Consider the following 12,183-nt stretch of genomic DNA (forward strand, 5'->3'; position numbering starts at 1 on the left):
GACGTAGTCCGGCTCTGGCCGGAAGACGACGATGAAGATGACCTCAGCGGTCGCGCTCAGGCGTGTACCGGCCGGAGAACCTGTCAGGGACGACGCCCTCCGATAGTTCTGTTCTTAAACCGACACAGACATTTCACCGCGATGTATTCAGGCATACAGTGGCTGTTTTGAATGAAAGGAAGCTGCTTCTGCCGACCGTGCGTGACCGACAGCAAGTCCCCCTTCAGATGCCGGGATCGTCTGGCGTATATCCCATGACCAGCTGAAGAAGAATGCGCAACGTTTCCTGCCTGCTCCCGTCCGCTTCATCCGTAATTTGTCTCATGATCTGCATGATTATGGTTTTGTTACTGATCGGTACTCCCTCTGCAAGGATGGTGCGGATAATGTCGTCCAGTGTCTCTTTTTCTGACTTAAACCGGTTACCGGTGCCAGACAGGTAGGCCTGAATGTGTGCGACCGAATTCGTATTTCTCATGCTGTGAAGGTCCCTGGCTGAATGTGTGCTGCAACAGTCGATGGAAAAGAGGGTGACCGGCGTGCCCCATCTGTGAAATACCCGCCTGATTAGTCAAGTATATGGCAGTAAACGAGGCGCGGAGCGGACAGCGTAAGATTCAGAAAAAGCGGGGGAGGGTGGGCAATGCATGCGGAAAATCATTTATGTCGGTACAAACACGGACTGAAGGCAGTCAACGTCCGTTGTGGGGAACTGGCTTTATTGTCACCCCTTCGTGCTGCTTATATCGCGACAGAAATTAATTCCGTCCGTTATATAACCAGGCATACAGTGGCTGCTTTAACAGGGAAGGAGGTGAGATATGTGGCAATTTTATTATCTGCTCAGGATGGGGCAGGAGGACCCGCTTCACGTGAAAGGGTGCTTATGCCTCAAAGACCACCCGGAGCGACGGTTTCTGGGCTCGGCCATCAGTTACCGGAACGCGTATCAGATTGCGTCAAAGCGCCTGAGTGTACGGGCCTCCATCTGCCGGCTGTGCGTAGACGACAGCATGACTGAGACGGGGGACTCCACGCTTTTGCCGGCCCCGTAATGGGTCGTTTTTACGCTTAAGTCACAGAACGGAGAATTCTTCACGTCAGATACCGCCACGGACCTAAACTTAACGTTACCCGATACCGGGTGACGGAGGTAACCATGGCTGACCGTAACGATAAAAATGTGAAGGATGGCAAAGACGCCGACCACAGCAAGCTGCCCGCGGGCAACAAAAAAGACACCAGGGACAGCGACACCATGAAGCAGAAGGGCGGGAAGTAGCCCCACTGGAGCGCTGCATGTCTGAACACCCGATGCCTGATGACGCCACGCCCCTGCCGGACGGGATACCCGAGCCCGGTCATGAGGACGAGGTGCCGGGCGGCGACAGAGATATCCCGCCCGACCGGGGTGCCATCCCCCTTATTTAACCGCCTCCGGGCGGTTTTTTTTCGTACGTATTTATGCGCACCGCTTAAAGCGATACACTGTATATATCCCCAATAAGCGGAGCGCATCTGAAAAACGAACGTGAGATACAGGACCTGATGCACGAAGTCATCGGGCTGGCCATCAGGCAGATACTGCGCAGGGGCGAATCAGTGAACCCGCACGAGCTCATCGGTACGCTCTGGCGCCTGAAGGAGTCCAGCGCCGATGTTACCCTGCGCGAGGCCTGCAACCGGGCCATCCGGCTGTTTGCGGGGAAAATGAACTGAAGGGTAGCCCTGACCCGGCTCCAGCCTCACACAGCCTGGCCGCCGGCGTCGTCCGGCGTGTGGGTCACGACCAGCTCCAGCACGTTGCGCAGCACCGCCTGCCGCTGCGCGTCCTGCTCGCGTTCAAGCTCGCGAATGACGTGCATGATGAGCGTTTTGTTGGTCAGCTTGCCGCCCGGGGCCAGAATCGCCCTAATGGCCGCCTCAAGCTCGCCACGCTCTGCCGCCAGCGCCTCGCCACAGTTCTGCAGGCGGTCGCGAATGGCGGTTACGGAATTTGTGTTTTTCATGCTGTGAAGGTCCCTGCCGGAGCAACCTGAGCGGATGACGGCGCTGGAAAGAATGACGCGATTTTTGTTGTATTGCCGGGTGAACTGCATCCGCAGCGCAGGCCTGGCGTCAGTATCATTATAGGAGGGGAGGCAGAAAAGCGCTTCGTTAACCGGGCTACTTTGTCTGACTCAGCATCCAGCTGAGCTTTTAATGCACAAAGCAGAGCGGGTGCCCGTCGCCCGCCTTAGTGGAGTAGTTATCTCATCTCATCGTCTTCATCAGCCTGCAGGCGAATGGTCGCCTCGCCGCCGCCACTGAGGTCTCCAGCATCGGAGAGTATCCAGCTCTGAGCCGCGCCGGCGCGGGCGCCCACGGTGCGGAAATCACGCAGCCAGGCTATTGCCGCACTGATGCGGGCAATACGACTGCTGAGCTCCTCAGCTCTCAGCATAACGTTAAGCTCCGTCAGGAGAGAGTCAACGGTTATTTCCTGTTCACGCACGGCAAGATTGACAGCTGCTTCACCAATAATTGCGTGACCGGTCATGTCTTCGCTGTACAACACGTTTACACCTCGCTTAAATAATGAGAATGATGTTAACCACATCTTAATTATAGCAAATGGGATGGGATTAATTAAATTCCATCTGTCGTCATGACCTATAGATAAATAAGGTAAAATATAATGAATCTTTGTGGTTTGATATAAGTGACTGATGTGCGGCTGTTTATAGAAGTAATCTGATTATGTTTTCGTGTTATACGGATGTCGGGTGCGTTAGCCTCAGGTGTTCTTGTATCAGGTCATGCACAGAGAAATACTTTAACAAGGCTGGCATGAGCCATCTGCCCGTATCAGGTTCACCATAAAAACGTGTCATGTTTATACGACTCTTCGGGCGCCTTAAGCTGGCAGGAATGTATTCATAGCGCGGGGTGTCCAGCAAATGATAATGAGCGACAGGTTTAAGGGTTTCGTTTTAATTTAAAAAGCAGATTGAAATTGCAGCCGATACAGGCCATCCGGTGCTGACAGTTGTTCAAGAAGGGATTCATGCAATACGAATTGCCCAATTCATAATACGTCGCGGGCCTGGTCAGAAAGGCGGCTTCGAGGTCGTGATCAATCAGTACGCTAATCATATTAAGCGAAGATTGGCTTTCCCCTTTTTCCAGGAGATTAATGTCTGCTTCTGGCACAAGGTGGACGTCTGGCACGAGACTCACTTAATAATCAGTAACGCCATTTAAGGATTAGCATGCATGCTGTCGGTTGTCCTGCACTGATTGCTCCTCACATGCTCCTCACTTTCTTTGCTCCTCACTTCTCCTCACCTGATTTTCTAAAAATCGCTCCCAGCCCAGTCATATCAGGGGTTTCAGTGACTCTCCTCACTTCCACTGTGTATATGTGAGGAAAGTGAGGAAAATTCTTCCTCTTCCTCATGTCTCCTCACCTTTCCTCACTTCACTCCTCACATTGTCGTCTGGTCATTAGCATCATCATTTCGCCATCAACCGTAAGTAGCCCTTCAGTTTCAGGCTTTGTTACCCAGCGACTGAAGTTTTTAACGTCAAGCCCAGGCGCTTTCATATCATCCCGAATGACCGTACGCGTGCAGATGTCGTTGTTCATGGTCCGGCTGCGGATCAGGTTCCAGAGTGCAATGTGATTATCGGTAAGTTTTGCGATGTCACTGAGTTCAGGTGCCAGTTCTGAAACCTCGCGTGAAACATCCCGCACGGTCAGTGAATGGATTTACTCTCCCTCTTCATACGTAAACATTACTGACTGCAGGTCGCATGCCCGGTGTTTTGGCATCTTTCATTTTCGTGCGGGTTCGCATCATGGCTATTTGTTCAACTTCTTAATTATCGGACACATAAAGAGCAGCAACTCTATTTTAAACGCACGAAAAAAAAGAATAGTACTTTAACTCTCCACCTCTCCACTTTTTGCTTTTTTTACTTTATTTTCATGGTTTTAATGGGTGGAGAGTTGTTATTCAAGTGTCCACCACTCTCCACCCATTCCTCAGACTCTCCACCTGTTCTTTCTGCATTTCAGAAGGAAGGTGGATACTATCCACTCTAACTCTCCACCCATTAACCCTTTGTTTTAAAATAAATATATAAATAATGGGTGGAGAGTTAATAATTAACTGTCCACCTATTAACTTATTGTTTTAAAAATAAAAATTAACCAAAGTGGAGAGTAGTGGACACTTTTTTAATTTATTTATTTTTCCTGTTCTCCGGCAGCAAAAGGCAACCACGCTTCAGCATCCTGGCTGAGCGTGAGGTTAGAGCGCATATGGCCCCTGGTACTTTTCCTGCGAAGATACGCTTTACCATACTCAGCCATGGCCCCGGGCATGTCCGTACCGAAGCGCGTCAGCGATACCGGCTTGCTCAGTCCGTTCGCCCGCATGTAAGCCATGTAGGCGTGATAGAGATAGCGACGCGGGCTGAACGGAACAATTTCTGCGTTGCCGATAAACATGCCGTCACACTGCGGTGAAGCCGTCAGGTAACCGCAGAAATCCACCAGCGAATCGCACTCGCGCTTGATGGTCAGGGCCTCCTCAGACGTCTGCTGTTCAGACAGCAGCTGACGCGCCTCCTGCTGGTCCGTAAAGCGGGTAAGAAGGTGGCGGATAATGACCGGCAGCTCAGCCTCTATATTTGCCGTCATCAGCGGATCGCGTTCGTCTTCCGGGATGACCCGTGAAAAGTTAAAAATGACCCGGCGCCGCGATATGCCCCCGCTGCGATCGCTGAAGGTCATGGCGTTATTGTTGACGGCCAGAATGACGGCCGGGATGCGCGTGGAGTACGGTGGCTTATGCTTGGGATCGATCGCCACCTTGTCCCCGCCGGTAATGGCCTTGATGCCGGCACCGTCACCGGCATAGCGGGTCATGTCCGGCATGATGATGAGCGAGTACCCCACGATGAGCGCGCGCTCGCGCGGGTTCTCCAGCGCGGCCATGCTGGCTGAGACGGTGTTGCCCTTACCCGCCAGCATGGTGCAGATTTCGGCCATCACGCTTTTCCCGCTTCCTCCCGCCCCCGTGACCTCAAGGAATAGCTGCCAGTCGTAGCGGTTGGCCATCACCATATAGAGGGCGGCCAGTATCCGGTCGGCCTTGCGCGGATGATGCCCGGCGCACCCGTTCAGCCACTGCTGAAAAACAGGCGCGTGCCCGGCCAGCGTCTCGTTCTGCACCGCCGCCGTGAAGGTGACGTCGCTGGCGATAAGCAGCCAGTCACCGGGGTCGTGCGGACGGAAAATCCCCTGCCGGGTGTCAAACACCCCGTTACGGAAACCGACAAGGTGGCGGGACGGCGCTCCCATCACCGGCAGGCTCAGCTTCATGGCGTCGACGGCATTCTTCATGGCCGGCATGGAATAGGCCGTTTCGCTGTCGATAAAAATGGCCGCCATCTGGCGCGCCAGCGCCCGGTCGCTCAGCGGCTGCCAGACGATGCCGTTATAGTGATGCACCACGTCTGAATCAGCATCCAGCGCCAGCTGCCCGCTGTAATGCTCAAGAAGCACCCCGCCGCGCTGGCTGGGCCCCATCTGGGAAAGGGACAGCCCCGCCTGGCGGGGAGCTGCCGGCTGCTCTTTACCGGCGGGAAAAAGGCGGTTGATACGTTCTGAATCACACAGCAGCGCCTTAACGGCCTCCCCGCCGGTGTAACCGGCAATCAGGTTCATCCGCGTCTGACGCTGCTTCCTTTCGTCTGTCTGGCAGAAGCCTGCCTCACACAGGGCTTCATAGCTCATGCCGCGGCCCGGCACAAAGTCTTTCATTTTCTGCGCCAGCCGGCCGTAGCAGGAATGTTTATCGCGGTGCCGTGAGGCGGCCTCACGGGCCGCTTTTTTATCAACGGGATGACCATTCACCCACAGGTAGATGCAGGTGAACAGCGCGTCAGACAGGGTTTCCGTCTCCGTTTCCGTCACGCTCATTTCGGTATCCCTCCGCTCATCTGGAATTTGCCAATCAGCGGGTGGTACCAGTACGCCGAGCCGTACTTCCGTTTGGCCGCACGCAGCACCAGACGGGCCGCCTCACGGAATTTTTCGTCCGGCACCAGATAGCCTCCGGCCCTGTACCGCACCAGCATCACGCCGGCGTTTTTTGCCAGCTCCTCCGCCTTTTTGGTGGAGATGCCAAACTCCGCCGCCAGCGTGCTGACCGGCGCCATGCCGGGCGGAATGGTACCGCCCTGTGAATCCACCAGCGCGTTCAGGCTGGCCTCCAGGTCCCCGACGCGCGCAGTGAGCGCCTCCACCCGGCTGGCCAGCTCGTTAAACTTCACGTTACTGATCATGGTGCTTTCCTCCGTCAGCCCTGAGCGCGCGGTAGATCTCAAAGTTGATGTCGCAGGCCAGGCTGATGAGGTGCCGCAGCTGGGGCGAACACTCCTGGCAGGCCTTGTCCATAATCACCTCAAACAGCGAGGTGGCCATCTCGGCCTGGAATTCAGCCTGATCTAAATCCATGGGCTCACGCATTTCGGACCTCCTGAACGGGCAGCGGGTCCGCGGGAGAGAGGGCAAGGCAGCGGACAGCCTGCTCTGAGCCGGCGCCGGTGCAGAGACGGAGCGGGGGTACAGACCGGTCCTGACGCGAAACGGCCAGGAAGCGATACTGATATTTAGGGCGAGTTTGGGTATGCTTGTTCACAGCCATAACTGTTACCTCAACTAACGGTTTGGTAAGACGCCCCGTATGTGTTGCGAGCACTGCGGGGCGTTGCTTTGTATGGAAACGAAAACTAACATGGTCGTTACCATGTAATAAAATATAGGAAATGGTAATTACCATGTCAACACAAAGTGAGAAGCGTTCTCCCCAATACCAAATGCGTTTGCATGAGGACTTCAGGCAACAATTAGAAGAAGTTGCTAAACAAGATGGTGATAATACGCTTGCGACCTGGATTAAGCGGGTACTTCGCAAAGAACTCCAGTCCAGAGGCATCGAACCTAAAGGCTGACTATTGATGCAAGAGAAAAGAACTAAGCGCAATTTTGATCGTTTGAATAGCACTGCTAAAAACATTCGGTTCGAAGATGAGCTTTTGGAGCAAATCGATACTGCCGCAGGATCTGGTAAGTTCAGCTCCTGGGTTAAAGAAGCATGCCGAGAAAAACTAGAGCGCCAGGAAATCGAACCCAAAGGCTGATCACCATACAGAACATCAGCAAGTGCATAAATTCCGGATGCCATATCAAACTCATCCCGCCAGAAGCATGTGAAGGTTCGCTGAGTCAGCATGGGTAGCCTCACATGGTCTGCGTACGACGCGTGGACGCCAGATAAGCGTCCAAATCTGACTGAAAATAAATAACCTTGCGACCGACTTTGTAATGCGGAATTTGCACCTTCCCGGTGCTGGCCCAGTTAGCCAGTGTCTGTGGCGTAACCCCCAGATAGTGCGCTGCCTCTGACCGGGTCAGACGGCAAGGTGTTTTCAGGCTGAGAGGGAATTGCATGAGTATCACCATCAATATCAGTTGAAGACTGATGGTGAATATCTATCGCCGGAGATACTGTGTGTAGCCTTAGAACGCGCTGTAATCGGATCGGAACGCGCTATAAGGGGATCATAACGCGTTATGAGGGTACGACCAGCCGAAAAGGCGGATACGGGCGAACTTTGGAAGCCGGCCCGAGTTTCTCCTCTTTAATCCAGCGTGCCAGCGTCTCTTCACTGACCTGTCCTTTCAGTTGGACATATACTTTGTTGATCATGGCATTTTTAGGGGTGTGCGGATAATGGCGCCAGGTTTCAGACATTATCGCGATCACTTCATCTGCATGTTTATTACGCCGTCCTGACGCATTCCTGCTGTTATGGCCGCTATACACTTCCCGACGGAACTCTTCAGACTGACGCAGCTTATTCATGGCGACATCAATAAACGTTGCGGTATCGGTCTGTCCCAGGATGTCGAAAGACTTCAGAACAGGAAGGAGTGAAATGGCTGTGTGGTAGTGCTGTTCAAGCAGAAGCAGCAGATAGGATTTAAGCAGGGCCAGCCGGGCACGGTCATAGCTGCCTTTCGCGAGGTCCATACACCAGAGCGGATCTGAAATTTCGGTGATATACGTCCTGCGGTCTGCATCACTGAAGGACAACGCCTGGTAAAACATATTGATATAACCTGTCACCGGTTCTGCCATAGCCAGCTCTTCCAGCTTTTTTGTCATTTCCGCTTTGATATCATCAATCATTTTCTGACCTCATTCACCTTTTCTGAGAGTGAGAAAAGCAGTCTTCGTTTCTCATCATCACTGAGGTGTTCCAGCGCTTCTTTCAGCCGGGCATCAAGACCTTCGGGCTTCTCTGTTCTCCCGCTGTAGCTCAGGATGGCGTGCTCAATTTTTGCTGCCGGTGCCTGCAGTTCATCCGCACCAAAGTGCAGATACCCCTGGGTCACATCGGCACTGCGCAGCGTTCTGTGGTTCATCAGGCGCTTCAGGATATAGCTTCCTACCCCGGCCAGCTCCGCCACGGTACCGTAAGTTCGCCTCGCGTCATGCCACTTGAACGGGATGGGCTGCAGATTGTCCGGATTGGGTTCAGGAACCGTTGACCGGCTTATGCGCCCGGTGACGTGGCGGTATTCTTTGATGGTGGTCTTTATGCCCGGGAAGACCAAAGGATGATCTCCGCGCCGCGCCGCAGCGCGTCGGCGGAACAACGCCAGTAAGGTACGGGTAATGGGCAGTTCAAGCGGGTCGCCGTTTTTTGTCGTATCTATCCAGAAGTAGCGGCCTCCCAGGTTAACGCAGGACCAGGCGAGACCGAATATTTCGGACTTCCGCAGGCCCGTGAACGTGGCCATCTCCACGGCATCACACACGGTCGCTGCGAAATCATTACGTTCACGCTCCGCCTGCTCCCTCACCGTCTCTATCGCAGATAACCAGCGGCCAAGATCATGGGTACGGATGCGGTCACTTTTCCTGACCGTGCCATGCCATTTCCGCTTAGTGCTGAGCACCAGTGTGGGTGGATCGGGAAGCAGGGTTCGCCCTTCCTCATCCCGGTAGTGATCGTGTGCGAAACGGTAAACCGCCCTGAGTGCGCGGGCCCATAAGTCCGCCTGCGCATGACTCCCCTGCCCGGTGCCCCGTCGCAGGGAACGCTTATCCGCACCATACCAGACCGTGCCATGCGTGATGGCTTTATGACGGGCTTCAACGCGATCGCGGGTGATGTAAGCCAGAGGCTGTGAGAGCCAGTCCCCTGAATAGTTGCCCAGAATGCTCCGGTATTGTTTTGATGTGGCCGGCTTCAGGCGATGCTCGCGGCTGAGAATATAGGTGTTCAGGGCGTCCTGCAGGGTGACGGCTGCCCGTTCGTTCGTGCGCTTCTGAATATTGGGGTTCTGACCGCTGAGAGCCATGCTGCCCATGACCTCCAGGGCTTTCGCCCGGGCATTCTCCACCGACAGCGCAGGAAAACGTCCCAGCGTTGCCCGGAAAAACTTGCCGTTTTTCTTGCGGGACACACAGAAACTTTTAGTGCCGCTGACGCCGACACGGATCCGTAGCCCGTTTACAACCGTGTCGCCATACTCCACCTGTCCCCTGGCAGCAGGCGGCAGCTCTTCCAGCCTGGTTTTCGTGAATTTGAACGTTTCCATCCAACCTCCTCTACCACACGATCAGGGTATCCTGCGAATCGCATGGTCCAGCCAGGATACCTATAGGATTCCCCGAGAGCGTATTTGGAATGATTTCTGGTTATTTATACAGCGGTCATTATATTGGGAAGGTACTGAAAAGTATAGAGAGGGATTTTAACGTAAGCTGTTGATTTTACACTCATAATCGCTTGGTCGCTGGTTCAAACCCAGCAGGGGCCACCAAATTTAGTGATGAAAATCATGCAGTTAAGCCACCTTTTGAGGTGGCTTTTTTGTTTGCTATTTTCGCCATTGGCAGCAAAATGGCAGCAGGTTTTTCCATTCACCCTCCTATCGGTGTCAAACTGTCCCAGCACCCTGATTTCTTTAACTCCCTGAGGAAATCAATCATGCGAAGTGATTTTTACTATGGTATGGACATTTAGACCGTAGCCAATGTTATGATGGTTCTGTCCACCGATTTGTGCGAAATTTGTCACTTATAACTTTGTGATTGTTAAATCACTATGATGAAGAAAATAGAAGTTAATTGAATGAATTAATATCTAATGCTTTCTTATTTGGGTCAAAGACAATGAAAATAGAAAGAAAATATATGATCAGCATTCTTGGCTTACTCTTAGCAGGGTGTGGTGCATTGCTGGTTGCAAAAATAATTGGCATGTCAGGTATAAAAAATACATTCATCACATCATTCTTTGGGGTTTTAATTGGTGTGGTATGTCGCGAGCTTTTTAAAAAATCGGTAAAACACATACAGGATTTAGAGAGTATACAGATTAAAAACCTTCGCAAAAAAAACACAAGCCTACTCAAAGAGAAAAATGAATTACAAAATAAATCCTCCCTTGAAATAATTAACGCAGGAAGTGCAGCGGTAACAATTAGCTTATCCATTAGCAAGAAAATTGAAAAAAAGATAGCAGAAAACAAAAACCAAACTGTTGTTAATCTTTTCCTCTTGAGTGAAAAAAAATCTCTGTTGGTTTCTAAGTTCATAGCAATTATATTGCTTATCCTTGGAGTTTTAGCTGTGGTTTGGCGAGATCTCGGACCAACTTGTTTGCTACCGGGAGGGATTCTATACTGCTTATTAGAATTAAAAGAAAGAAAACTTACATATCGAGTTGTTAACGGTTATTTTGGTGCCAATGCAACAGAGGCATTGGCACTCATAAAATTTATACACGAAAACATTGACGATATTGGTAATAATAGCGATGGAGGGAAGAGGAAAATTCTCAATGATGAATTAAAACCTCAACCTGAGTCAGCTTCTTTACCTGGCGAGGTTCAACATGGTTGATATGGACCTTGTAACAAAGAGAATTAATGCTGCTCTGAATATTGTCCTCTTTAGCTATCCTAAACGGACATCCTTCGGCTTGTTGATCGGATTTTTTCCGTTAGTGTTAATTCACACATTCAAAAGTAATATCGAAGCGAAGGGCATTAGTATTGATTGGCTTCATTACTTAGCTTGTGAGCTTATTGGAGTTTTACTAATGAACCTAAAATCAATATATGAAGCCTTTGAAGGTAGCTCAATTGACGAAGCATTTAGTAACACACTTAAGTCTATTGAAAAAAACACGACTTTATCAAATCAAGAAAAAAGAGAGCTTATAACTAAAACTTTAGCAGCTCAAATAGATAGTCTTTCAACTGATCAAGTTGAAAAAGTACAAAAGCAAATTATTGAAAAGTAAAATTTTTCCTGCCCCTGTGTATTAAAAAGGGGCAGTTTTCCTATCAAAGTTGATGCATTTATATCGATGATTATAACCACAACGGTTGCTGCTGATTTCTTCCCGGATGCGGTGGCACTGGCTTAACCGTTCCCGGCTTCATAATGATCTCTGAAACTGTCTCATGTGATTTAAAAGTACAGCTGCAATTAATGTTCTGGCACTGGTTATATCGTTCTTTAGTTGTTGCTGATACCTGAAAGCTGCTGCGGGTATGTGCGGCATTCCCACACAAAGGGCAATTCATCATATTATCGTCTCCAAAACCCAATTGAGATAAATATTACTCAATTTAACCATTTTGAGATAGCACTATTCCATTTCAAGCGAATCTATTTTCACTTCCAATTCAATGCTGGTCGTGTAGCCGTTCTCCGCACTTAGTCCGTGCGTCAGCGTCGTGATAATCCACTCCCCGGCATCAATCTGCTGTTTGAACCCGCTCACCTTCACCGGCATTTCCGTGTAGAGATCCGCACGGCCCGCGCCAGCTGAATAGAGAACGTCGCCACCCCGCGCTGCAGCCGCTCCCACTGCATTTTGGCGGCGCGCTCGGCGTTGGCCCGGTTCGCATAGGTGCGGCTCAGCACCAGGACGTTCTCATCCGTGCCGATCAGATAGTCGCCCTGCTTCGCCTCCGGCTCCTTCTTCTGCGCAACAGGCTTGCGGCGTTTACGCTTCACCGTGGTTTTCGGCTTTTTCTGCGGCTCGCTGGTATGCAGCGAGCTTGCAATAACGCCGGTGTAAACATCGCGGTTCAAACACTTC

General features: G+C 51.4%; 17 protein-coding genes and 1 pseudogene. 6 read left to right on the forward strand and 12 right to left on the reverse strand.

What is annotated here, in order from left to right:
* Nucleotides 1-223: 223 nt before the first annotated feature.
* On the reverse strand, nt 224-478 hold the full coding sequence (locus FT726_RS18345; RefSeq protein ID WP_346303184.1) for a biofilm development regulator YmgB/AriR family protein: 255 nt from the start codon (nt 476-478) through the stop codon (nt 224-226).
* 681 nt (nt 479-1,159) lie between these two features.
* On the opposite strand from FT726_RS18345, the gene FT726_RS18350 reads away from it, so the two are divergent.
* A complete protein-coding gene (locus FT726_RS18350) occupies nt 1,160-1,282 on the forward strand; it encodes a hypothetical protein (RefSeq protein ID WP_254919502.1) in 123 nt (40 codons plus the stop codon).
* Between the two features lie 266 nt (nt 1,283-1,548).
* Nucleotides 1,549-1,719, forward strand: a complete 171-nt coding sequence (locus tag FT726_RS18355; protein WP_346303185.1) for a hypothetical protein — start codon at nt 1,549-1,551, stop codon at nt 1,717-1,719.
* Between the two features lie 26 nt (nt 1,720-1,745).
* On the opposite strand, the gene FT726_RS18360 is transcribed toward FT726_RS18355, so the two are convergent.
* From FT726_RS18360 to FT726_RS18385, 6 genes are all read right to left on the reverse strand, one after another.
* Nucleotides 1,746-2,009 (reverse strand): biofilm development regulator YmgB/AriR family protein, encoded by a 264-nt coding sequence (locus FT726_RS18360; RefSeq protein WP_346303186.1) that lies wholly within the window; start codon nt 2,007-2,009, stop codon nt 1,746-1,748.
* 239 nt (nt 2,010-2,248) lie between these two features.
* Entirely contained in the window at nt 2,249-2,557 is a 309-nt protein-coding gene (locus tag FT726_RS18365) for a hypothetical protein (RefSeq protein ID WP_346303187.1), read from the reverse strand.
* Nucleotides 2,558-3,460: 903 nt separating this feature from the next.
* Complete coding sequence (locus tag FT726_RS18370) at nt 3,461-3,628, reverse strand: hypothetical protein (protein ID WP_346303188.1); 168 nt, start codon at nt 3,626-3,628, stop codon at nt 3,461-3,463.
* 603 nt (nt 3,629-4,231) lie between these two features.
* Complete coding sequence (locus FT726_RS18375) at nt 4,232-5,971, reverse strand: DUF5906 domain-containing protein (protein ID WP_346303189.1); 1,740 nt, start codon at nt 5,969-5,971, stop codon at nt 4,232-4,234.
* The gene (locus FT726_RS18380) at nt 5,968-6,336 is read right to left on the reverse strand and encodes a hypothetical protein (RefSeq protein WP_211725947.1); all 369 of its coding nucleotides are present in this window, start codon (nt 6,334-6,336) and stop codon (nt 5,968-5,970) included. The genes FT726_RS18375 and FT726_RS18380 overlap by 4 nt, the downstream gene beginning before the upstream one ends.
* Nucleotides 6,326-6,520, reverse strand: a complete 195-nt coding sequence (locus tag FT726_RS18385) for a hypothetical protein (RefSeq protein WP_021509672.1) — start codon at nt 6,518-6,520, stop codon at nt 6,326-6,328. Before FT726_RS18385 ends, FT726_RS18380 begins: the two co-directional genes overlap by 11 nt.
* 311 nt (nt 6,521-6,831) lie before the next feature.
* Here FT726_RS18385 and FT726_RS18390 point away from each other — a divergent pair, with 311 nt between their 5' ends.
* Both FT726_RS18390 and FT726_RS18395 read left to right on the forward strand, forming a co-directional pair.
* A complete protein-coding gene (locus tag FT726_RS18390; protein WP_168926293.1) occupies nt 6,832-7,005 on the forward strand; it encodes a hypothetical protein in 174 nt (57 codons plus the stop codon).
* Between the two features lie 6 nt (nt 7,006-7,011).
* Complete coding sequence (locus FT726_RS18395) at nt 7,012-7,194, forward strand: YlcI/YnfO family protein (protein ID WP_136548011.1); 183 nt, start codon at nt 7,012-7,014, stop codon at nt 7,192-7,194.
* Nucleotides 7,195-7,294: 100 nt separating this feature from the next.
* On the opposite strand, the gene FT726_RS18400 is transcribed toward FT726_RS18395, so the two are convergent.
* From FT726_RS18400 to FT726_RS18410, 3 genes are all read right to left on the reverse strand, one after another.
* Nucleotides 7,295-7,504 carry a helix-turn-helix domain-containing protein gene (locus tag FT726_RS18400; protein WP_282996910.1) on the reverse strand — a complete coding sequence of 70 codons (210 nt, stop codon included), beginning with the start codon at nt 7,502-7,504 and terminating at the stop codon, nt 7,295-7,297.
* A 121-nt stretch (nt 7,505-7,625) separates the two neighbouring features.
* Nucleotides 7,626-8,246, reverse strand: coding sequence for a hypothetical protein (locus FT726_RS18405; RefSeq protein WP_346303190.1), 621 nt, complete (start codon nt 8,244-8,246; stop codon nt 7,626-7,628).
* Entirely contained in the window at nt 8,243-9,664 is a 1,422-nt protein-coding gene (locus tag FT726_RS18410; RefSeq protein ID WP_346303191.1) for an integrase family protein, read from the reverse strand. Before FT726_RS18410 ends, FT726_RS18405 begins: the two co-directional genes overlap by 4 nt.
* 598 nt (nt 9,665-10,262) lie before the next feature.
* Between FT726_RS18410 and FT726_RS18415 the strand changes: the two genes are divergently transcribed.
* Nucleotides 10,263-10,973, forward strand: coding sequence for a hypothetical protein (locus FT726_RS18415; protein ID WP_346303192.1), 711 nt, complete (start codon nt 10,263-10,265; stop codon nt 10,971-10,973).
* On the forward strand, nt 10,966-11,376 hold the full coding sequence (locus FT726_RS18420) for a hypothetical protein (RefSeq protein ID WP_110867324.1): 411 nt from the start codon (nt 10,966-10,968) through the stop codon (nt 11,374-11,376). The genes FT726_RS18415 and FT726_RS18420 overlap by 8 nt, the downstream gene beginning before the upstream one ends.
* 70 nt (nt 11,377-11,446) lie before the next feature.
* On the opposite strand, the gene FT726_RS18425 is transcribed toward FT726_RS18420, so the two are convergent.
* Both FT726_RS18425 and FT726_RS18430 read right to left on the reverse strand, forming a co-directional pair.
* Nucleotides 11,447-11,665 (reverse strand): ogr/Delta-like zinc finger family protein, encoded by a 219-nt coding sequence (locus FT726_RS18425; RefSeq protein ID WP_110867325.1) that lies wholly within the window; start codon nt 11,663-11,665, stop codon nt 11,447-11,449.
* 62 nt (nt 11,666-11,727) lie between these two features.
* Nucleotides 11,728-12,170, reverse strand: a pseudogene (locus FT726_RS18430) (phage late control D family protein); the annotation flags it as partial.
* Nucleotides 12,171-12,183: the final 13 nt, after the last annotated feature.

The organism is Pantoea sp. Morm (genome assembly GCF_016643525.1).
Lineage (GTDB): Bacteria > Pseudomonadota > Gammaproteobacteria > Enterobacterales > Enterobacteriaceae > Pantoea > Pantoea dispersa.